The organism is Achromobacter sp. SD115, assembly GCF_017355315.1.
Classification (GTDB): Bacteria; Pseudomonadota; Gammaproteobacteria; order Burkholderiales; family Burkholderiaceae_B; genus Achromobacter; species Achromobacter xylosoxidans_B.
The window spans coordinates 82919-102632 of record NZ_JADIJM010000001.1 but is presented as its reverse complement, the minus strand read 5'-3'; the positions used below and the strand labels follow the sequence as shown (position 1 = coordinate 102632).

Annotated in this window: 20 protein-coding genes and 1 pseudogene; 14 read left to right on the top strand and 7 right to left on the bottom strand. The window is 65.9% G+C overall.

Translation table 11 applies throughout. The features are described 5' to 3' along the window. The first annotated feature begins 63 nt into the window (after positions 1–63). The gene (locus IPU70_RS00410) at positions 64–588 is read left to right on the top strand and encodes a sigma-70 family RNA polymerase sigma factor (RefSeq protein WP_207464154.1); all 525 of its coding nucleotides are present in this window, start codon (positions 64–66) and stop codon (positions 586–588) included. A 115-nt stretch (positions 589–703) separates the two neighbouring features. On the opposite strand, the gene IPU70_RS00405 is transcribed toward IPU70_RS00410, so the two are convergent. Beyond that, positions 704–2851: a TonB-dependent siderophore receptor gene (locus tag IPU70_RS00405; protein ID WP_207464153.1), complete on the bottom strand. Its 2148-nt coding sequence runs from the start codon at positions 2849–2851 to the stop codon at positions 704–706. Between the two features lie 651 nt (positions 2852–3502). Further along, positions 3503–4303: an aminoglycoside adenylyltransferase family protein gene (locus tag IPU70_RS00400; protein WP_207464152.1), complete on the bottom strand. Its 801-nt coding sequence runs from the start codon at positions 4301–4303 to the stop codon at positions 3503–3505. A gap of 158 nt (positions 4304–4461) precedes the next feature. Here IPU70_RS00400 and IPU70_RS00395 point away from each other — a divergent pair, with 158 nt between their 5' ends. The 6 genes and pseudogenes from IPU70_RS00395 to IPU70_RS00375 all read left to right on the top strand — a co-directional run bounded on the left by IPU70_RS00395 (position 4462) and on the right by IPU70_RS00375 (position 8228). Then, positions 4462–5067, top strand: coding sequence for a hypothetical protein (locus tag IPU70_RS00395; RefSeq protein ID WP_207464151.1), 606 nt, complete (start codon positions 4462–4464; stop codon positions 5065–5067). 23 nt (positions 5068–5090) lie between these two features. Beyond that, a complete protein-coding gene (locus IPU70_RS00390; RefSeq protein WP_207464150.1) occupies positions 5091–6098 on the top strand; it encodes a hypothetical protein in 1008 nt (335 codons plus the stop codon). A 59-nt stretch (positions 6099–6157) separates the two neighbouring features. After that, on the top strand, positions 6158–7366 hold the full coding sequence (locus IPU70_RS00385; RefSeq protein ID WP_207464149.1) for a hypothetical protein: 1209 nt from the start codon (positions 6158–6160) through the stop codon (positions 7364–7366). 60 nt (positions 7367–7426) lie between these two features. Then, positions 7427–7507, top strand: a pseudogene (locus IPU70_RS32710) (VOC family protein); the annotation flags it as partial. Between the two features lie 84 nt (positions 7508–7591). Further along, positions 7592–7939 carry a hypothetical protein gene (locus IPU70_RS00380; protein WP_207464148.1) on the top strand — a complete coding sequence of 116 codons (348 nt, stop codon included), beginning with the start codon at positions 7592–7594 and terminating at the stop codon, positions 7937–7939. 52 nt (positions 7940–7991) lie between these two features. Then, complete coding sequence (locus tag IPU70_RS00375; protein ID WP_207464147.1) at positions 7992–8228, top strand: 4-oxalocrotonate tautomerase family protein; 237 nt, start codon at positions 7992–7994, stop codon at positions 8226–8228. Positions 8229–8291: 63 nt separating this feature from the next. Here IPU70_RS00375 and IPU70_RS00370 read toward each other — a convergent pair whose 3' ends face one another. Together IPU70_RS00370 and IPU70_RS00365 are read right to left on the bottom strand one after the other, a co-directional pair. After that, entirely contained in the window at positions 8292–9905 is a 1614-nt protein-coding gene (locus IPU70_RS00370) for an NAD(P)/FAD-dependent oxidoreductase (protein ID WP_207464146.1), read from the bottom strand. 93 nt (positions 9906–9998) lie between these two features. Further along, positions 9999–10952 (bottom strand): GlxA family transcriptional regulator, encoded by a 954-nt coding sequence (locus IPU70_RS00365; protein ID WP_207464145.1) that lies wholly within the window; start codon positions 10950–10952, stop codon positions 9999–10001. A 123-nt stretch (positions 10953–11075) separates the two neighbouring features. On the opposite strand from IPU70_RS00365, the gene IPU70_RS00360 reads away from it, so the two are divergent. From IPU70_RS00360 to IPU70_RS00335, 6 genes are all read left to right on the top strand, one after another. After that, positions 11076–11876, top strand: coding sequence for an SDR family oxidoreductase (locus IPU70_RS00360; protein WP_207464144.1), 801 nt, complete (start codon positions 11076–11078; stop codon positions 11874–11876). Between the two features lie 21 nt (positions 11877–11897). Further along, positions 11898–13031: a thiolase family protein gene (locus IPU70_RS00355; protein WP_207464143.1), complete on the top strand. Its 1134-nt coding sequence runs from the start codon at positions 11898–11900 to the stop codon at positions 13029–13031. A gap of 31 nt (positions 13032–13062) precedes the next feature. Next, positions 13063–14280: a multidrug effflux MFS transporter gene (locus IPU70_RS00350; RefSeq protein ID WP_207464142.1), complete on the top strand. Its 1218-nt coding sequence runs from the start codon at positions 13063–13065 to the stop codon at positions 14278–14280. Between the two features lie 42 nt (positions 14281–14322). Continuing rightward, positions 14323–14736 carry a PaaI family thioesterase gene (locus tag IPU70_RS00345; protein WP_207464141.1) on the top strand — a complete coding sequence of 138 codons (414 nt, stop codon included), beginning with the start codon at positions 14323–14325 and terminating at the stop codon, positions 14734–14736. 240 nt (positions 14737–14976) lie between these two features. Next, positions 14977–15252 carry a hypothetical protein gene (locus IPU70_RS00340; protein ID WP_207464140.1) on the top strand — a complete coding sequence of 92 codons (276 nt, stop codon included), beginning with the start codon at positions 14977–14979 and terminating at the stop codon, positions 15250–15252. Between the two features lie 4 nt (positions 15253–15256). After that, positions 15257–15781, top strand: coding sequence for an AlpA family transcriptional regulator (locus IPU70_RS00335; RefSeq protein WP_207464139.1), 525 nt, complete (start codon positions 15257–15259; stop codon positions 15779–15781). A gap of 155 nt (positions 15782–15936) precedes the next feature. On the opposite strand, the gene IPU70_RS00330 is transcribed toward IPU70_RS00335, so the two are convergent. Both IPU70_RS00330 and IPU70_RS00325 read right to left on the bottom strand, forming a co-directional pair. Next, the gene (locus tag IPU70_RS00330; protein WP_207464138.1) at positions 15937–16923 is read right to left on the bottom strand and encodes a zinc-binding dehydrogenase; all 987 of its coding nucleotides are present in this window, start codon (positions 16921–16923) and stop codon (positions 15937–15939) included. A gap of 40 nt (positions 16924–16963) precedes the next feature. Beyond that, positions 16964–17578 carry a nitroreductase family protein gene (locus IPU70_RS00325; RefSeq protein ID WP_207464137.1) on the bottom strand — a complete coding sequence of 205 codons (615 nt, stop codon included), beginning with the start codon at positions 17576–17578 and terminating at the stop codon, positions 16964–16966. Between the two features lie 111 nt (positions 17579–17689). Here IPU70_RS00325 and IPU70_RS00320 point away from each other — a divergent pair, with 111 nt between their 5' ends. After that, on the top strand, positions 17690–18598 hold the full coding sequence (locus IPU70_RS00320; protein ID WP_207464136.1) for a LysR family transcriptional regulator: 909 nt from the start codon (positions 17690–17692) through the stop codon (positions 18596–18598). Here IPU70_RS00320 and IPU70_RS00315 read toward each other — a convergent pair. After that, positions 18583–19707 carry a C45 family peptidase gene (locus IPU70_RS00315; RefSeq protein WP_013394338.1) on the bottom strand — a complete coding sequence of 375 codons (1125 nt, stop codon included), beginning with the start codon at positions 19705–19707 and terminating at the stop codon, positions 18583–18585. The two genes, IPU70_RS00320 and IPU70_RS00315, sit on opposite strands and share 16 nt — an antisense overlap. Positions 19708–19714: the final 7 nt, after the last annotated feature.

The window sequence follows — 19714 nt, the reverse complement described above, 5'->3', positions numbered from 1 at the left end:
GCCGCTCCATCACGGGGCGGTGTCGGACTATGACCTGGGCGCCTGGCGCTCGAGGAGGTACACATGGTTACGGGCACTGCGCCGACGATGGAAAAGCTGACCGCACTGTATGTGGCGAACCGGCGCCAGCTGGTGCGCGCGGCGCTGCGTATTCTGGATTCGCAGGAACTGGCTGAGGACGTGGTGCAGGATGCCTATGTCAAGCTGCTCGAAGGCGCGGTGCCGCAAGGCGTGTGCGAGCCGGCGGCCTACCTGTACCAGACCGTGCGGCATCTGGCGATCGATTGCCATCGGCGCCGTGCGTTGGAGCAACGGCTTTTCGCGGACGAGGAAGCCGGTCGCCACGCGGTGTCGGCTTCGGTGGCCGAAGATGCCGCGGTGAGCGGCCAGGCGCTCAGGATGGCGAGCGTCGCGCTGACGCAGATGTCGGCACGTACCCGTCGTGCCTTCGAACTACACCGGTTCGAAGGCTGCACGCAGCGTGACGTGGCGCGTGAGCTGGGGGTCTCCACAGCGTTGGTCAATTTCATGATCCGCGACGCCCATCTGGCGCTGAGTTCCTGCCACGAATGCCTGCAGCCGGATTGACGGGGCGGCGTCGTAGCGGAGCGGGGGCGGTGCCGGCCCGCCCCGCGTATGAGCTGGCCGCCGCTGACGGCGGCCAGTTCCATGAGCCCGGCCAGACCGGGATCCACCTGGCCGTCTACCAGCGGTACGCCACGCTGGCGATGAAGGTCCGCTCCAGGCCGTACCGGCAGTTGGTCTGGTTGTTGCGGCACACGATGGTCTCGCGGTTGAAGAGGTTGGTGGCGTCGAGCGCGAAACGCCATTTGTCGAGCTGGTAATGCAGACCGGCGTCGACCATGAACGATGAGCCGTTCTCCATGGTGTTGGCGACGTTGACATAGGTCTTGCCGATATAGCGCACGCCGACGCCCATGCCCAATCCGCGCAGCGCGGTGTCGGACAAGGTGTAGTTGACCCAGGCCGAGGCCATGTGCCGCGGCGTCACGATGGGCGTGTTGTCCTTTTCGAGCGGGTTGTTGCTCTGGGTCACGGTGACATCGTTGAGAGTGTACGAGGCCAGCACGTCCAGGCTGCGGGTCAGGTTGGCCTTGCCTTCGAGTTCGATTCCGCGCGAGCGGATCTCGCCGGTCTGGACGCTGAAGTTGGTATTGCGGGGGTCGGGGGTGAGCGCGTTGCGTTGCGTCAGGTCGAAGAACGACGCGGCCACCATGCTCCTGGAACCCGGAGGCTGGTACTTGATTCCGAACTCGTATTGCTCGCCTTTGGTCGGCTTGAACGGGGTTGAGTCCATCGACACGCCCGATTGCGGGTTGAAAGAGGTCGAATAGCTGACATAAGGCGTGACGCCGGAATCGAACAGGTAGGCCAGCCCCAGGCGACCCGTCAGAGCGGTATCGTTCTGGCGGGTTGTCGTGCTGGTCATGCGGTTGCGGCTGTCGGACCTGGCCCAATCGTGGCGCAGACCGGCCGTCACCACCACGCGATCGATCTTGATCTGGTCCTGCAGGTACAGGCCATACTGCCGGTTGACGTCCTTCTGGTCGATGATGGTATTGGCGGCGCCGGGATACGGAATATTCTGGTCGTAGACCGGATTGTCCAGGTCCAGATCGGGGGCGAGGCCTTGCCGATACCATTGCTGGCCATCCTGGAAGCGATAGTCGAAGCCCACGAGCAGCGTATGGGCGGCGCGGCCGGCATTGAAGCGGAACTCTCCTTGCGTGTCCACGACCACGCCGTCGGCGCTTTCCTTGGATACCAGCGCGTAGCGGCGCAATGTGTGGCCGTCGGGCCGCAGCCCCAGGCTGTAGAGGTCGCGCTGGTCAAGCTTGCCGTGCTGGTAGCGGGCGTTCTGGCGCAGCATGATGCTGTCGTTGAAGCGGTGCTCGAATACATAGCCGATCGCATATTGCTTGCGGTCGTACCGGTTGAAACCATAGTCGCCCACGGGGACGTGGGTCGGGAAGACCGGGCGCGATTCGCCATCGGTCTCGTCGTGCTGGTAGTGGGTCAGCAGTGTGAACGAGGTATCCGAATTCGGGCGCCAGGTGAAGGCCGGCGCAATGTATCCGAGGTCATCCGGGTAGCGGTGGTCGCCGTCATATTCCACCTGGGTGCCGGCATCGCGCAGGACGCCGGTCAGGCGGTACAGGTATTTGCGGTCTTCATCTATCGGGCCGCCGATATCGAACGCGGCCTGGCGCCGGTCGAAATTGCCGGCTTGCAGCACGATCTCGCCGAAAGGATCCAGCGTCGGGCGCTTGGTGATGCGATTGACCAGGCCGCCGGGCGCCACCTGCCCGTACAGCACCGAGGAGGGGCCACGGATCACCTCGACGCGCTCGAGCGCGTAAGGGTCGGTGCGCGCCCGGATCTGGTCATACGGCAGTTGGTTCAGGCCATCGCGGTAGTCCCCGGTGATCTTGGCGTCGAAGCCGCGCAGCACGATCCAGTCGTTGCGCACTTCGGCGCCGCCGAAGTTGGTGACCTGCACGCCCGGCACATACTGAATCGCCTGCGACACGCTTTGCACGCCGCGATCGCGCATTTCCTCCGCGCCTACCACCGAGACGGATTGCGGAATCTCGCGCAACGGCGTGTCGGTCTTGCTGCCCGATGTGGTGTCTTCTGCCACGTAGCCCTGCACCGGACCAGTGCCGGTATCGGCCGTGCCGCTGACGGTGACGCTGGGTAATGTGCTGATGGTTTCCCCTGCAGTCTGCTGTGCAAGCACCGGCGCGGCGGCGACCAGACCCAATAGCGTCAATGCGTGTTGCGGGCGTAGCGTAAAGACTGTGCGTGATGTGTTTTTTTGGTCTTTCATGATGTCTTCAGAGTATCGGGCGCGCCTGGTTCCAGGCTGGCCTTTGAGGGAGCCTCAAGCTGCCTGAGCGGCCGCCGTCGACTACAACGGCGCGCGCGCATTCGGCGTGCTCCGGGCAATGGAGGCTGCGTCCAGTGAAGGAGAAAACCGGGCAGGCCCGGCGTACAAAGCGCTCTTCCTAAATAGACGAATGAGAATCGCCGTCGTTCAGCGTGCCGCCGTATCGACGTCGGCGCATGGCACGGGCGCGCTTCGTGTGGTGTGGCGCGGTTGGACGGTGCCATCGCGTCGTATCTGCCGGAACCTCATGCGCAAAACACGGGGATGATGGACGCGCTGCGCCGGACCGTGTCCTCGTATGCGGAAGGTGGCTATCTCGACGTTCTCGATGGCAGCATCGATCCATGGCTCCCGTCTGTGTTCGAGGAGTTGGCCGTTGCTGCCTGCCACGTCGTCTTGAGGCCCTCCGTGGACGTGGACATTGTGCGGTGTCCGCAACGCGGAGGGGGTGTGCTAGCCGATCCCGCTTGAGCGCCTGGTTGCGGCTGTCAACGCCGGCATCTGCGCCTTGCCTCGTTCGCTGAAGACGGGCCAATAGAAAGCCGGCGCATGCCTGAGCTGCGGGAGCATGCGGACCCTTTCGATCTTCAACTATCGTGAAGCGGCACAAGTCCGTTCAATCGCGCCGCGCGCGTGGACGATGAACGCCGCTGTTTCGGCCTGATGCCGTTGCGCCAGATTGTCTTCCTCTTGCCCCAGATAGATCGCCCGTGCCTTGCCGAGGACGGCCCGATAGGGCGGTTCCAGCCTTTCCAGCAACCACGTCGCCGCCAGTTCCTTGGAGGCGATGCCGCCGGATACGGCCGTGTACCAGATGCGGGCCAGCGCGAGGATGATGTGTTTTTCATCGCCGGCCCAGTCTTCGGGCGCGTTCCACTGCGCAACGGTGTCGAGCAGCGCCCGCCTCAGATCCTCCTGGGGCACGGCCTCGAAAATCTGGTCGGCCTGCGGGCCCATGATGGGGATGCTGTGGCCGCGGGCCTTGGTGAGCAGGATGGCCAGGTCGGGGTCCATCATGGGCGGCTCCACGACGCCTGCCTCCAGTTCGGCGCGCAACCATTCTCCGAACTGGAGTTCGCGCCTGGCCGGGTGGCGCCAGGGCACGAGGTGTGCACGCGCCAGCACGGTGACTTCCAGCGCGCGCAAACTGGGCGAGGAGCCCGGCGGGGCGGATACGGCCAGCAAGGCCATGGCCAGGGCGCGGAGCGCGGTTTCGCCGGGCGGCTGGGCCACGCTGACGAGCAGGTCGATATCGCTGTGGGGTTGCAGCCCGCCGTCCACGGCGGAGCCGAACAGATGGATGGCGACAAGTTCAGCGCCGAGATGCCGTTCGATCAGGCTTCTGGCTTGCGCGATCTGCGGGACGATGGAGGGAGGGACGAGTAGGGTCATGCGTCGATAGTAGCCAAGATTTCGCGCAGCCAGCGGACCGGTGGCTGTAGTGCTGAACAGCTCGTTCCCGGAGGCCACGACCGCGGGGCTGGCGCTGGTACTATGCCGACGCTGGGCCCCAGTCCCATGATCCCCATGAGCCCAAGACAGGCACCGAGATGATCCGTTTACTGTTCCGAGCAGGCGCCCTGGCCGCAGGCGTCCTGATGGCGATGGCCAGCCAGGCGCAATCGCCGGCGCAACCCGCCAATATCGGCGGCTGGCGCCAGGTGTCGGATAGCCAGTTCAACCGCCAATTCCATTTCTCGATGCTGCCCGGCGTGGCGGCCATCGGCAGCAATTGGGCGGTCTACGACTCCCGCGCGGGGAAGGTGGTGTGCTGCCTGGTCGTGGAGGGGCCGGAAGTTTCCGAGGAGCAGTTGAGTAGCGTCTACGACATTCCTGGCTCCTGGATCACCGATTTGACCAATGGTTGGAACCTGGACGCGGCGCCTTACCGGCCGCGCGTGCAGTTGCTGCGGGCCGATGGGGAGTTGCGCGATTACGAGTTCGCCGATGCAGGCGACGGGGTGGGCGGATTGCTGGTGCCCGACCATGCCGATGCCGTCGCCGCCCGTACGCTGGAGATCGATGGTCGGCGCTATGCCGTGGAGCGCAAGGATACGGCGCTTGCCGACGATGATGGCGGCGTTTACACGTATAGCCTGCGCCCAGCCAATGGCGACGCGCCGCTGAAGATCGAGGTTCCCATCGGAACCTATTGAGCAAGGGAGGCAGCGATCAGCGCATGAACCAGACCCTGCAAGTCGAGGACGCCCCGCTTACTGACGACGACATCCTGCTGCTGCGCAAATGCAGTCGCGGGAGACTGCTGATGGCCGGGTTCGGCGTCTTCGTGGTGCTGCTGCTGGCGCTTGCCGTGTTGACCTTTATCGCGCTTGGCCTGTCCGAGTGGCGCACGCTGGACTTCGGCGTGGGCGCGATATTGCTGGCGGCCATCACCGTGATGGGAGCGCTGGCGGTGTTTTTCGGGCGCAAGCTGCTGCGCATGCCGCGAGGCTGGCGCAGCCTCGACCGGGCGCTCAAGGGACGGCTGGCCAAGCAGATCGTTTCAGGCCGGCTGACCTCATTCGGTCCGGGCGGCTCGACGCCGGGCGTGTGCTACGGATTCGGCGAGCAGCGCGTGGAGGCAGCCTTGCCGTTCTGGAACGAGATCGCCAGCGACACCCGTAGCGGGCACGGGCCGGTGACGGCCGTGGGCTTGACGGATCTGCCCGTGCGCCTGCACCTGCTGACCCTGCAGCCAGACGCGCCTGCCGTGCTGTTGCGGGCGGAGTACCCCATGAGCGCGGAGTCGCTGGTCGCTGTCGAGGAAATCAGCGATGCCGACCGTGCGGCCGTGCGCAGGGAAGAGTTGGACGCGCGCAAGTTCATGCTGATCTTTGCCCTTGTGCCGCTGGTGGGAGGGCTGTTTTTGCCCCCACTGCTGTTCGTAGCGGCGATCTTTGCGATCCTGGGGATGCTGTTCGGCATGCGCAGTCGCAAACTGCAGCGGGGGCTATACAAACATGGTGTGCGGGGAGTGGTCGAAGAGGCCGTGGTCTATCGGTTGCGCAGCCCCAACTCCTCGATCGTCTCGTTGGTCCACAACTACCGTATCGGCGGCGTGATGTATCGGGTCGAATACCTGGGCGACGTAGTCGAACCGGGCAGGCGCGTCGAGTTCGAATTCCTGGATGGCGGCCTGAAGGGGCAGACTGCACTGTTCTTCCGCGTGGACGGCGAGCCTGCGTAGGCGTCAATGAATCGGCGGGATTGTCATCAGTGGATTCCGCCAAGCAAAAGGAGAGTAGTGTGTCCGTACCCATAGACGTGTCCGGCGAGCCCGCAGGCTCGGTGAGCGAGGCAGGGCATTATCAGGTGAGCCTGACCGCGGCGGGCAGCCATGTCTTCGCACGCGAAGCAGGGCGCGGCAATCTGATCATCGGCCCGGCCAGCATGGGCAAGAAGGCTGATCTGCACGTGGCTGGCGACGAGGCCATCAACTGGGCTGCATTTGAACCGTTCTCCACGCCTGCCGGCTCGCCGTGGCCGCGGCATATCGATTATTACGGCAGCGACAGCGGTTTCTTCGGTTGGTCGCAGGATCGTGAAATCGAGCAGTTCAGCTGGGCGCCGGCATACTCAGGCAGGCGCGTCATCGACGCAGGCGCAGCAAGAATCGAGACGCTGCGCATCCGGCTGGACCAGGTGTCGGGGCATCTTGAAGCCAGGTTGCCTCAGGTCCGTGACCTGGAACTGTTTGGCGACCTGACGCGCGTTGCCGTGGCGGGCGAACTGCCCGACATGTTGTTGCTGCGGCCGGCACTGGGGCGCCGGACTGGCGCGGAGCCTTACGCCTTGCCCGACCTCGGCCCGCTGCAGGAAGTGCGCGCGCTGGCGCTGCACGGCGCGCCGCTGGGGCAGCCCATTTCGCTGCAGGGAATCGATCGCTTTCCGGCGTTGGAGAGTCTGTCGCTCTGGGGCGGCTTCAGCGGCTGGGAGGCGCTTGCCCGCCTGCCGCGCCTGACGAGTCTGGAGATCCGGTTCACGCCCGATCTGGACGGCTTGCCGGAACTGGCCAGTTGGCCCGCGCTGGATAGGTTCATCGCCTACAACGTCGACGAAGCCGCGGGCAAGCGCTTGAAGGCGCAGATGAAGGCGCGGGAGAAGGTCCGCGCATGGGGCGGTTACAACTCCGTCTCCCAACTGCGCAAGCGGGAGTGGTGGCAAAGCGAATACGGCCGGCCTTTCTCGGGCTGGAACAGCCGCATGGCGAAATCGGCGAATACCGCCTACGACACGGCCCGGTCGGCGCTGGAAAGCGCAAGCAATGCCGCCGAGGTGCAAGCCGCAATCTCCGCCTTCGCCAGCCACTTCAACGGCATGAAGGGCATCGAGACCGCGGAGCGCGAAGACATAGGCGAGGCGGTGTGGCAGTTCAGCCAGCTTGCTCAGGTCGAACGGCTGGGCGTAAGCGATGCGCAGACGCAGCGCTGGTTCGACGAGGCGAGGGACTACTGAGGCTTTGCTTCCCGCCCCGCGCTGTGGCCGGCGGGCGTGGATTGCTTCGCACAGGCTATTTATGGAGGCTACGCGGGCTACTTCATGGATCCGGACGGACATTTGTGGGAAGTGGTCTACAACCCTCAGATGCTGCCTTAGGAATAGTTGCGTATCGCTCTGTTACGGTGGTGCGAGGCCGCTTCCTTTAAGCTGCGCCGGTCTCAATTCTGATGGAGCTGGCGCATGTTCAAGCCCTTGATTTCCGTGGCGTCGATGGTTGCATTGCTGGGGGCGGGCGGCATGGTCCGGGCCCAGGACCTGGTCCTGCCTTCCATTCCCGAAGCGACGGATGCGATCGTCGACATGCTGGCGGGCTCGGGCATGTCGCGGCCGTCCAAGGTCAAACTGGGCACCTGCATCCCGGCGGTGGAGGCCACGTATCCGGGCCAGGTCGCCTGCACGGTCGCGGTGACCCTTGGGGCCGCGGTCAGCGAGAACCAGATGGATTTCTACAAGCAGGACGGAAAGTGGAAAGTGCAGCCCAGCGTTTCCCAGGATAAGCTGCCGTTTCCTGATCCCAAGCTGGATTGAGAACGACCTCCGGCGTGGCGACGGGCACAGGCACTTCAACCAGGAGAAAGTCATGCCGTTCGTCAGTATCCGCATTACCCGCGATGGCGTTACCGCCGAGCAAAAGGCGCAGGTCATCCGCGAAGTCACCGAGACGCTAGAACGCGTGCTGCACAAGCCGCCGGAGTGGACGCATGTCGTGATCGAGGAAATCGATACGGACAACTGGGGCTTCGGGGGAGTGACGACCACCGAGATGCGGGCGGGCAGGGCGCCGACGCCGGGCGTCAAACCGCAAGGCAGGGGCTAGGAATGCCGGCCCGGGCTGCAAGGCTCTGCCATGCAGGAACCCGGGCACCGCAAGCGCGTCTGATTACCCTTGCCGGCTCATGATGCTCATGGCCACCGCCTCGGCGATCTTGATGCCATCCACGCCCGCCGACAGGATGCCGCCAGCGTAGCCCGCGCCTTCGCCCGCCGGGAACAGGCCCTCGGTGTTGATGCTCTGCAGGGTTTCGTTGTCGCGCTTGATGCGGATCGGCGAGGAAGTGCGGGTTTCGACACCCGTGAGCACGGCGTCGTGCATGCCGAAACCCTTGATGGTCTTGTCGAAGACCGGCAGCGCCTCGCGGATGGCAGTGATGGCGTATTCGGGCAAGGCGGTCGCCAGGTCGGTGAGATGCACGCCCGGCGTGTAAGACGGCTGCACGGAGCCGAATTCGGTCGAGGCCTTGCCCGCGATGAAATCGCCGACCAACTGACCAGGCGCGCTGTAGTCGCGGCCGCCCAGTTCGAACGCCTGGGATTCCCATTGGCGCTGGAAGTCCACGCCCGCCAGCACATGCTCGGGATAATCGACTTCGGGCGAGATGCCGACCACGATGCCCGCGTTGGCGTTGCGTTCGTTGCGCGAGTACTGGCTCATGCCATTGGTGACCACGCGGTTGGGTTCGGAGGTGGCGGCCACCACGGTGCCTCCCGGGCACATACAGAAGCTGTACACCGAGCGTCCGTTGTTGGCGTGGTGCACCAGCTTGTAATCCGCCGCGCCCAGGATCGGATGGCCGGCGTTGGGGCCAAAGCGGGCGCGGTCGATCAGCGATTGCGGATGCTCGATGCGGAAGCCGATGGAGAACGGCTTGGCTTCCATGAACACGCCCTGGTCATGCAGCATCTGGAAAGTGTCGCGCGCGCTGTGGCCGATGGCCAGCACGACGTGGTCGGCCTCGATATGTTCGCCGCCGGCCAGGGTTACGCCGGTGATCCGGCCGTTTTCCCGCTGCACGGTTTCGACCTTGCTGGAAAAGCGGACCTCGCCGCCCAGCTTGGTGATGGTGTCGCGCATGACTTCGACCATGCCGACCAGGCGGAACGTGCCGATGTGCGGCTTGCTCACGTAAAGGATTTCTTCCGGCGCGCCGGCCAGCACGAATTCCTTGAGTACTTTTTCGCCGTAATGCTTGGGGTCCTTGATCTGGCTGTACAGCTTGCCGTCGGAGAAAGTGCCGGCGCCGCCTTCGCCGAACTGCACGTTCGACTCCGGGTTCAGTACCCGCTTGCGCCACAGGCCCCAGGTGTCCTTGGTGCGTTCGCGCACGGCCTTGCCGCGTTCCAGGATGATGGGCTTGAAACCCATCTGCGCCAGGACCAGCCCCGCGAACAGGCCACAGGGCCCGGTGCCGATGACGATGGGGCGCTTGTCCAGGCTGGCAGGCGCCTGGGCGACGAACTTGTATTCGGTGTCGGGCGTGGGCTTGACGTTGCGGTCGTCGTGAAAACGCTGGAGCAGCGCCGCCTCGTTTTCGACGTCGATATCCAGCGTGTAGATCAGCAGGATATTGTGCTTCTTGCGCGCGTCGTAGCTGCGGGAGGCCACGGTGTGGGCGCGCAGGTCGCTGGCCGGAACGCCTAGTTTCTTGAGAATCGCGGCAGGCAATTCCTCGGGCGTGTGATTCAACGGCAGCTTGATTTCAGACAGTCGCAACATGCAGGGATCCAGACAAAACGGGCGAGCACAACGTCGCCAAACGCGGATTGTACTGGACGGCAGGCAGGCGGCGGCCGCCTGATTGGCGCCGGCTCAGGAGGCGGGCGGGCTGGTACGCGCGTCGCGCCGCAGGGCCTGGGGCGGCATGCCGAAGCCGCGCAGGAAAGCCTCGCGCAGGTGGCGCCGGTCGCGGAAACCGGTCTCCCTGGCCACCACTTCCAGCGGGTGGCGGCTGCTTTCTATCATGAGGCGCGCGGCCTCCAGCCGCAGTCCCTCGATGGCCTTGGCGGGCGACTGGCCAGTTTCGGCCGTGAACACGCGGCTGAACTGGCGCGGGCTCAGGCTGGCGGCCTGGGCCAGATCCTCCACGCTCAGGGGCTGGGCGAGGTTGCGGCGGGCATGCTCCAGCGCTTGCTGGATGCGGTCGGATTTGGGCGCAAGCCTGAGCATTTCCGAGTGCTGCGATTGGCCGCCCGAACGGCGCTGGTGCATGACCAGGCGGTGCGCCACCGAGCGTGCGACATCGGCGCCCAGGTCCTTTTCCACCAGCGCCAGCGCCAGGTCCATTTCCGCCGTCATGCCGGCGGAGGTCCAAGCCGGCCCGTCGGCGATATAGATGCGGTCGGCCTCGACCTGCACGCGCGGGTGGCGCTGCTGCAAGGCGTCGGCCCAATGCCAGTGCGTGGTGGCGCGCCGCCCGTCCAGCAGGCCGGCGTCGGCCAGCAGGAATGCGCCAGTGCATAGGCCGGCGACGCGGCGCGAGCGGGGCGCGAGTTTTTCGAGCAGCCGGGGGAGTTCGGGCGCCACGGGCCTGGAAAGGGGAGACAGCACGCCGGTCACCAGCCAGGTGTCGGCCTGGCTACGGGCGGTGAGCGGACGGGCCTGCACCGTCAGGCCCGCCGAAGCGCGCACCGCGCCGTCCAGGGCATAGCTGTCCAGGGCATAGAAGGGTTCGCGCGCCATCACATTGGCGAGCTCGAACACGGCCTGCGTGCCCAGGCCAATGATCTGGAAGCCTTCGGGAAGTATGTAACCGATGCGGTGCATGGGGCGTCCTTGCGGATTTATGTCCTGCGAATGTCCTTATTAATGACTATATACGTCATTTACGCCATTCCCGGCAAGCCCCAACATGGATCCCATCGCAATGACCTTCCCAGGAGTCTCACCATGACACAAACCCAACCCGGCACCGCTCTCGTCACGGGCGCTTCCAGCGGCATCGGCGCGCTATACGCGCACAAACTCGCGCAGCAGGGCTATGACCTGATACTGGCCGCCCGCAACCGGGAGCGCCTGAACGCCCTGGCCAGCGACATCAGCACGCGCACCGGCCGCGCCGTGGAGGTGCTGCCCGCGGACCTGGGCGACCGCGCTTCGCTGGCGCGGGTGGAAGCACAGCTGCGCCAGGACGCCAGCATCACCCTGCTGGTGAACAACGCGGGCATCGGCACGCATACGCCGCTGCTGCAAAGCGATGTGGAGCAGATGACGCGCATGGTGGAGCTGAACGTCACCGCGCCGATGCGGCTGACCTACGCGGCCGTCCCGGGCTTCGTGGCGCGCGGCCGGGGCGCCATCATCAATATCGCTTCCATCGTGGCCCTTGCGCCCGAGGTCCTGAACGGCGTCTATGGCGGCAGCAAGGCTTTCGTGCTGGCGTTCAGCCAGTCGCTGCAGCACGAGCTGGCCGGGACCGGCGTGCAGGTTCAGGCGGTGCTGCCCGGCGCCACGGCCACGGACTTCTGGGCCATCGGGGGCCTGCCGGTGGAAACGCTGGACCAGCGCATCGTGATGCGCGCCGAAGATCTGGTCGATGCCGCCTTGCTGGGCTTCGCGCGCGGCGAGAAGGTCACTATCCCCTCGCTGCATGCTAGCGAGGAATGGGACGCCTTCGAAGCCGCGCGCCTGACCATGGCGGGACACCTGTCCAGCAATACCGTTGCGCAGCGCTACGCGGCCGCGGTCTGACCATTCCTTGGGGCTGAAACCATGAAAGCAGTGATTGCCGCCTTCGCGCGCTCGCCTTTCCACTTTGCCCGCAAGGGCCGGCTGGCCGACGTGCGGCCCGATACATTGGCCGCGCAGGTGGTGCAGGGCCTGCTGCTGCGCACGGATCTGGATCCCGCGCTGCTGGAGGACGTGATCCTCGGCTGCGCCTATCCGGAGGCCGCCCAAGGCAACAACCTGGCGCGCATCGTCGGCCTGCTTGCCGGCCTGCCGCAGGAGGTGGGCGGCATGACCGTGAACCGCTTCTGCGGTTCGTCGATGCAGGCGGTGCACATCGCGGCGGCGCAGATCGAGGCGGGCATGGGCGAGGCTTTTCTCTGCGTGGGCGTGGAGTCGATGACGATGGTGCCGCAGGGCGGCTTCAATTTTTCGCCCAATCCCGAGCTGCAGGCGACGACCGATGCCTACCTCTCCATGGGCGAGACGGCGGAGAACGTGGCGCAGCGTTGGAACGTCAGCCGCGCCGACCAGGAACTGCTGGCGCTGCAATCCCACCGCAAGGCCGCCGCGGCGCGCGAGCAAGGACTGTTGGCCGCCGAGATCGTGCCTATCCGCTTGCCGGACGGCGAGCTGGTCGATGCTGACGGCTGCATCCGCCCGGGTACCTCGCTGGAGGCTTTGGCGGGGCTCAAGCCGGCGTTCCGCGCCGATGGCGCGGTCACGGCGGGCACTTCGTCGCCGCTGACCGACGGCGCGGCGGCGGTGCTGGTCGTCAGCGACAACTTTGCGGCGCGCCATGGCCTGGAGGCGCTGGCGCGCATCCGCAGCTTCGCGACCGTGGGCGTGGACCCGGCTGTCATGGGCATAGGCCCGATACCTGCCACGCGCAAGGCGCTGGCGCGTGCGGGACTTGCGGTGGCCGACCTGGACGTGGTGGAGATCAACGAAGCCTTCTCGTCGCAAGCGCTGGCCTGCATCCGTGAGTTGGGCCTGGACATGGCCAGTGTGAACATCGACGGCGGCGGGCTGGCCATCGGCCATCCCCTGGGCGCCACGGGCGCGCGCATCACCGGCAAGGCTGCGGCGCTGCTGGCTCGCAGCCAGGGGCGCTATGCGCTGGCCACGCAATGCATAGGCGGCGGGCAGGGCATTGCCACGGTGCTGGAACGGCCCTGAATCTCGATCGACAACCTGACTTCATCGAACCATGAACAACCCGACCTCCCTTGCCCTTGGCCGCGACGCTGCCGCTCCCGTCAGGCTGACCGGCCGCCTGTTGGCCGTGCTCGCCGGGCTGGCCGCTCTGGGGCCGCTGTCCACCAACATCATCCTGCCGGCCTTTCCGCGCATGGCGTCAGAACTCGGCGTGGACACGCGCGACATGGGCCTGGTGCTGTCGAGCTTTTTCCTGGCCTTCGCCATCGGGCAGTTGCTCGCCGGGCCGGTATCGGACCGCTGGGGGCGGCGTGCGCCGGTGCTGGGCGGATTGGCCTTGTTCATTGTCGGCTGCCTGGTCTGCGCCTGGGCGCCGACTCTGCCGCTGCTGGTGGCGGGCAGGGTGATACAAGCCCTGGGTGTATGCGCGGCCGCGGTGCTGTCGCGGGCGATTGCGCGGGACCTGTTCGAAGGCGAAGCGCTGTCGCGCACCCTGGCGCTGACGATGGTGGCCATGGCCGCCGCGCCGGGCTTCTCGCCGCTCTTGGGCAGCGCGATGGAGTATGGGCCGGGCTGGCGCGCCAGCTTCGCGCTGGTCGCGGCCCTGGGGCTGGCCCTGGCGCTGGCCTATGTGGCGGCGGTGGGGGAAACGCACCCGGCCGACCGGCGGGCGGCGGCGACGCCGGCTGCCGTGCTGCGCGGTTATGCGGACCTGGCGCGGGACCGGCGGTTCATTCGCCCGGCGTTGGCCGTGAGCGTGGTCATTGGCGGCCTGTACGCCATTTTCGCGGCCACGCCAGCCATGCTCATGGGGCGCATCGGCCTGAGCGCGCTGCAGCTGGGGTTGTTCTTCGCCTGCACGGTGTTCGTGGTGTTCGCCGCCGGCATGCTGGCGCCGCGCCTGGCCCACCGCTTTGGCGCGGCCGGTGTGGCCCGGGCCGGCTGCGCGGTGGCGCTGGCCGGCGCGCTGACCTTGCTGGCGGGCGGCGAGGATAGCGGCCTGCCGCAGTTCACGGCCGCCGTGGCGCTGTACCTGTTCGGCATGGGGCTGGTCAATCCATTGGGTACCGCCATGGCGCTGGGACCGTTCAGCCGCCAGGCAGGACTGGCGTCCTCCTTGCTGGGCGGCCTGCAGATGGCTTGCGCGGGCGGCATGACGGCGCTGGCCAGCCTGGCGGGCGGCAGTCCGGCGACGACCCTGGGCCTGGTACTGGCCGTGGCCTCGATGCTGGCGTTGGTGGCGCTGATGGCGCGCCGACGTCTGGGATAGTATTTTCCTTCTTCGCGACAACCCTCTGCATAGGAACATGCCATGCTGCGCTCCAGTGAAACCATAGATCGCCTCTTCCAACGCCAGCAAGGCACGCTGCCCGACACCTTCGGCGTACGGCCCTTGTCGATCGAAGAGGGGCGCATGTCCATGGAAATGACCGTGGCCCCGTGGATGATGGCGCCCAACGGATACCTGCATGCCGCCAGCCAGGTGATGCTGGCCGACACTTGCGCCGGCTACGCCACGTTGGCGCACCTGCCGGAAGGCGCAAAGGGCTTCACCACGCTGGAGCTGAAATCGAACTTCCTGGGCACTGCCAAGGAAGGCGTGCTGACCGTCGAAGCGGTGGCGGAACACATGGGGCGCACGACCCAGATCTGGTCGGCGACCGTGGTCGACGCAAACGGCCGCAAGCTGTCGCTGTTCCGTTGTTCGCAGATCATCCTCTGGTGAACGCGCGGCCTCGCGAGGGGCCGTAGCGGTAGAACCCGCAAGCCATTCCAGTCCTTTTGTCCGTTTTTCAGACGGATTCCGCCTTGGTTACCGCGAGTGCCCTCGATAAGCTGCAACGTCGGCTTTCAGGGCCAGCGGTCGTGGCCGCAACGGACGCTATTCGCGCCACTGGCATCCCTGAAGCTGTTTATGGTTGTCTATTGACAACCGAATTGAACATCTTCATACTGGATACCAATGATGGCTCGTCCGTCCCATCCCAAGAAAGAGGTAGAGGCAGCACTCCGCCACGCCGAAGGAAATGGCTGGCGCGTGGAAGTTGGCGGCAGCCACGCCTGGGGCCGGATCTATTGCCCCAGCAATGTTGCGGAATGCCGCTGCGGCGAATTCTGCATCACCAGCGTCTGGAGCACGCCAAAGAGTCCTGGCAATCATGCGCGCGCCTTGCGGCGCGTCGTGAACAACTGTACTGCGCGCCGTGACCTGCCCGAGGCAGGCGGCGGCATCTGGGAGTAGCGCGATGGAATACACCTTTACCTCGAAGTACCAGCTTGCCGACGCCGATCACGATATGGATGCGCTGGTCGAACGTCTGGGCGCGGCCGGTTGCGACGATGCCCTGGTCGGCACCGGGCTGCCGGGACGCCTGGCGCTCGAGTTCACCCGAGAAGCCAAAAGCGCGGAAGCCGCGGTGCGCTCGGCGCTTGCGGACGTCAGGCGCGCGGTGCCATCCGCGAAGCTGATCGAGGCCGCGCCCGATCTGGTGGGTTTGACCGACGTGGCCGAGATCGTGGGCGTCTCGCGTCAGAATATGCGCAAGCTCATGCTGGCTTATCCAGACAGCTTTCCGCTGCCGGTCCACGAGGGCAGCACCTCGATCTGGCACCTGGCGGACGTGCTGGCCTGGCTGCAGGCCAAGGGCGACTATCCGCAAGCAGAAAGTGTCATGGACGTGGCGCGCGTGGCCTTGCAGGTCAACGCGGCGAAGGAAGGGCAGCGGCTGACGGCGCCAGTTTTCCGCGAGCTGGACGCCTTGCTGGCCTGAGGACCGCCGCTCGCTCAGGGACCTGCCGGCCATGGTGCACGGCAGTCGCGCACGGGCAGATCGTCTTGCAGCCATGGTCGGGCGTTGTGCAGATCATCACACAGCGCGCCGGGGGGAGGCCGGAGCGCCGTGCGCGAACCGGCATGCTTGCGGCATTACATGCGCACGACAAGTTTGCCGGGTGCGCGGCCGCCTTCGATCAGTGCATGAGCCTGCCGCACCTCGTCGAATGCGAAGGTGCGCTCCAGTAGCGACGGCAGGCGTTTGCGGGCGATGTCGTCGGCAATCGAGCGCAACGGCGCCTTGTCCAGCGGCAAGGCGGGCGTACCGAACAATTGGCTCGGAAAAAAGCTGAGCCGCACGGCAGGGGGCAGGTCCGCCATCAGGTTGAATTTTTCAAGCAAGGGAGGCCCGCCCAGCAGTCCGACGACCGCGACGGCGCCGAATGGCCGCAAAGCGCTGGCGGTGTCGCGTAAGGTGGCCGCGCCGACGACCTCCAGCGCAGCATCGATGCCATCGGGGAAGTTACGCCGCGCGGTCCCGGCCACGGCGCCAGTGTCGACGATGACCTGGTGTGCGCCGGCGTGCAGCAGACGCTCTTCGTTCCCTGGGGAGCGGGTCGTCGCCACCACCCGCAAGCCGGCGGATTTCGCGTAGGACACGGCCGCAAGACCCACGGTCGAGGTCGCGCCGCGCACCAGCAGCGATTGTCCGGACTTGATCGCCAGACTCTTGTCCAGCGCGCCCCAGGCCGTCAAGTATGCCTGCGGCAGGGCGGCAAGCTCTTCCCACGATAGCGTGGTTCCGTCCAGGTCGATCACGTTGGCCAGCGCCACGGTGACCTCTTCGGCATAGCTGCCATGTCGGGTGAACTGCAGGCCGCCCATGGCCGTGGCCACGCGCTGTCCGATGCGGAAGGTGCCGGAAGCGTCTTCGGCGATTTCGCCGACCGCCTCGATACCGGGTACGCGCGGGGTGTCTATAGGCCCCATCTTGCCGGCGCGCAAGTAGGTTTCGGCGCGGTTCAGACCGAAGGCGCGCACGCGGATGCGCACTTCGCCGGCTTGCGGCGCGACTGGCGGGATGTCGCGGATCTGAAGCGTTTCCGGGCCGCCGGCTTGCTCGATGACATAGGCTTTCATGGCTTTTCCTTGTTCAGAATTAGGTGTGTGTGTGGATGGGTCAGGCGTAGGACAGGACGTCGGTAATGGCTTTGCGAGGCTTCTGCGGCCAGTTGCCGGGAGCGGCGTAGCCGACGGTCACGAGCATGACCGGCACCTCGTCGGCCTGCAGGCCAAAGGCCGCGGCGACGCCTTGCGGATCGAACCCGATCATGGGCCCGGAAGCCAGGCCGCGATCCTGCGCCGCCAGCATCAGCGTCATGGCGGCGAGCGATGCCGAGCGTATGGCTTCGTCGCGCTGTAGCGCCGGGTTGTCGCTGTACATGCTGTTCGCGGCGGCGACCCAGCCCGCGCGGGTCGCGTCGTCCAGAATGCCGCGCTCGACCGAGGGCTGGAGCGCGGCGGGCAGCGTGGCATGGGGGGCGAGCGTTCCGCAAACGATGAACGTGACGGCGGCGTCGGCGACCTTTGCCTGACCATAGGCGAGCGGCAGCAGCTTGGCTTTGCCGGCAGCGCTGCGTATCGCCACAAACTTCCAATTCTGGACATTGAAGGCAGAGGGGGCCATGGTCGCCAGCTGGATGAGCTTATCGATTTCCAGGTCTGATAAAGTGCGGCCAGAGTCATATTTATTGGTGGAAACTCTTGATTTCAATAGTGTTTCTACGGTTTGCATGGCGATCTCCAGTGATCGGGTTAGAGGGAACACGCCCTCACTATGCCGATAGTGAAGGTTTGCCGGAATCGCCAAAACCGATAAACTTCCTATCGAAATTGAGAGGAATGAATGGACCTCAACGCGGTCGAGATGTTCGTCGCCGTGGTGCACGCGGGCAGCTTGTCCGCTGCCGCGGCGCGCACCGGTGTGCCGTTGCCCACCTTGAGCCGCCGCATCCGCGAACTCGAGAAGCAACTCAGCGTGCAGCTGTTCGAGCGTTCAGTCAGGGGAACGAAGTTGACGGATGCCGGCGTCAGGCTGTACGAGTACGCCAGCCGCGGCATCGAGGCCTTGATGGACGCGAAAGAGGCGGTGCTCAATGCGCAGCGCCAACTGGAGGGACTGCTGCGCCTGTCGCTGCCGCCGTCGTTCGATATCTGGTGGGACCTGCTGGCTGCGTTCCAGCAGCGTTATCCGGGCATACGGCTCTTTGTCCACACGACGGAGCGGCGCGTCGACTTGATTGTCGACGGCATCGATGTGGCCTTGCGCGTGGGCGCGATCGAACATGAGTCCATGGTTGCGCGGAAAATCCTGCAGTACCGGCACCGGCTGGTCGCCAGTCCCTCCTTGCTCGAACGGCTGGGCTATCCCGCTGTGCCGGAAGACCTGCACCGGCTGCCCTGCGCGGCCTGGGCGCGCGCAGGCTACGAACCGCCGGTATGGCATCTGGGGGGAACGGCGTTCCATCCGCGCCCGATCCTGTCCACGAACGACTACGCCCACTTGCGCCATCGCGCGCTATCCGGCCAGGCCGTGACGGAATTGCCATTGTTCCTTGCCGCCGAAGACCTGCGCGCGGGGCGGCTCGTGGGCGTGCTCGATGGGTACCCCTTGCCGGAACAGGAACTGAACTTGCTGTATCCCTCGCACCGGCATCCTTCGTCCGTTGTGCGGGCGTATCTGGACTTTTGCCGCGAGTATTGGCAGGACGAAGCGCGGGCTCGGTCCTGCCTGCCCACTCAGTCGATGGAATAGGCCTCGCCCGTCAGGCCATAGCGGGTGAAGAACTGCCCGAAAGAGGGCATGGCGGCGATATCCATGGTGTGGCCGGCAGTGTCCATCACCAGGGTCGCCACCGTGGCCGAGCGCCCACCCGTCAAGGTGCCGCGCGGCGGACGGCAGACGGAATAGGGCGTGGCCCAGTCGTCGGCCAGGGCGCGCCGCACGTCAGCCACCGTGATCCGGGGGCCGCAGGCGTCCAGCAACTGGCGCACGCGCCAGGCTCGATAGTACGTGTCCACGGCATTCTTCAGGCCGGCCTCGCGCAGCTTACCCAGCGCCACTTCGCTCATGAAGTGGTTGGAGTGGGTCAAGAGGCCGTCCTGCGGCAGCAGCGTAAAGCTCTCGTCGGGCGCGCATTCGAAGTCGATCACCCAGCCGGCCTGGCTGACGATCATGTTGCTGGAGCAGGCCTTGGGCGTGGCGGCGATCAGTTGCATGGCGATGGCGACGTGCTGCTGGCTAAGGACCGCCCGCCGCACGCTGCTCAGCGGCACGCCGGACTGGGTGTAGTCGCGGTCGCTGCTGAGATAGTTGCCGGTCAGGCCGATGCCGGCCGAGTTGAAACCGTGCCGCGCCAGGCCGCCAGCCTCCACCAGCGTCAGGAAGGTGATGCCGGTTTCCAGGGTGGCGCGCAGCACGATGGTGCTGTCGCAGGCGTCAGGCTCCCAATCCCAGTTGTGGGCATGGATCAGATTGCCCGTGGCGCTGCGCCCGGGCATGACCAGGGCGGCGGTGCATTCGCCTTCGGCGGGATCCAGGTTGCCCATCTTGGCCTGCAGCCGCGCCTTGGCGATGACCTCGGTGCGGGCGTTGATCAGCGCCACATCGTCGAAGGCGCAGCCGGCGCCTTCCGCGATGCCGCGCATCTCTTCGGTATGCGCGGGGTCGAATTTCTGGATCTGGTCGGCGAACTCCTTGATCAGGGCGGCCTGGGTGGCAGGGGGAGTGCCGATCTTGTCGAGTTCGCCGCGATAGTGCCGGGCGCTGTGGGCGATGCGTTCGGGCACGGCGCGGCCGTATTGCACGCCGCGTTCAAAGGGGCTGCCGGAGATCGAGACGAGAGGAAACGGGGCGTATTTCATGGGAGCA

Bases quoted from the DNA above. Each gene is read 5' to 3' on its own strand.
- IPU70_RS00345 (WP_207464141.1), top strand. From the start codon at position 14,323: ATGCTGCGCTCCAGTGAAACCATAGATCGCCTCTTCCAACGCCAGCAA.
- IPU70_RS00410 (WP_207464154.1), top strand. From the start codon at position 64: ATGGTTACGGGCACTGCGCCGACGATGGAAAAGCTGACCGCACTGTAT.
- IPU70_RS00365 (WP_207464145.1), bottom strand. From the start codon at position 10,952: ATGCACCGCATCGGTTACATACTTCCCGAAGGCTTCCAGATCATTGGC.
- IPU70_RS00320 (WP_207464136.1), top strand. From the start codon at position 17,690: ATGGACCTCAACGCGGTCGAGATGTTCGTCGCCGTGGTGCACGCGGGC.
- IPU70_RS00330 (WP_207464138.1), bottom strand. From the start codon at position 16,923: ATGAAAGCCTATGTCATCGAGCAAGCCGGCGGCCCGGAAACGCTTCAG.
- IPU70_RS00335 (WP_207464139.1), top strand. From the start codon at position 15,257: ATGGAATACACCTTTACCTCGAAGTACCAGCTTGCCGACGCCGATCAC.
- IPU70_RS00395 (WP_207464151.1), top strand. From the start codon at position 4,462: ATGATCCGTTTACTGTTCCGAGCAGGCGCCCTGGCCGCAGGCGTCCTG.
- IPU70_RS00405 (WP_207464153.1), bottom strand. From the start codon at position 2,851: ATGAAAGACCAAAAAAACACATCACGCACAGTCTTTACGCTACGCCCG.
- IPU70_RS00390 (WP_207464150.1), top strand. From the start codon at position 5,091: ATGAACCAGACCCTGCAAGTCGAGGACGCCCCGCTTACTGACGACGAC.
- IPU70_RS00315 (WP_013394338.1), bottom strand. From the start codon at position 19,707: ATGAAATACGCCCCGTTTCCTCTCGTCTCGATCTCCGGCAGCCCCTTT.
- IPU70_RS00370 (WP_207464146.1), bottom strand. From the start codon at position 9,905: ATGTTGCGACTGTCTGAAATCAAGCTGCCGTTGAATCACACGCCCGAG.
- IPU70_RS00325 (WP_207464137.1), bottom strand. From the start codon at position 17,578: ATGCAAACCGTAGAAACACTATTGAAATCAAGAGTTTCCACCAATAAA.
- IPU70_RS00350 (WP_207464142.1), top strand. From the start codon at position 13,063: ATGAACAACCCGACCTCCCTTGCCCTTGGCCGCGACGCTGCCGCTCCC.
- IPU70_RS00400 (WP_207464152.1), bottom strand. From the start codon at position 4,303: ATGACCCTACTCGTCCCTCCCTCCATCGTCCCGCAGATCGCGCAAGCC.
- IPU70_RS00360 (WP_207464144.1), top strand. From the start codon at position 11,076: ATGACACAAACCCAACCCGGCACCGCTCTCGTCACGGGCGCTTCCAGC.
- IPU70_RS00380 (WP_207464148.1), top strand. From the start codon at position 7,592: ATGTTCAAGCCCTTGATTTCCGTGGCGTCGATGGTTGCATTGCTGGGG.
- IPU70_RS00375 (WP_207464147.1), top strand. From the start codon at position 7,992: ATGCCGTTCGTCAGTATCCGCATTACCCGCGATGGCGTTACCGCCGAG.
- IPU70_RS00355 (WP_207464143.1), top strand. From the start codon at position 11,898: ATGAAAGCAGTGATTGCCGCCTTCGCGCGCTCGCCTTTCCACTTTGCC.
- IPU70_RS00340 (WP_207464140.1), top strand. From the start codon at position 14,977: ATGGCTCGTCCGTCCCATCCCAAGAAAGAGGTAGAGGCAGCACTCCGC.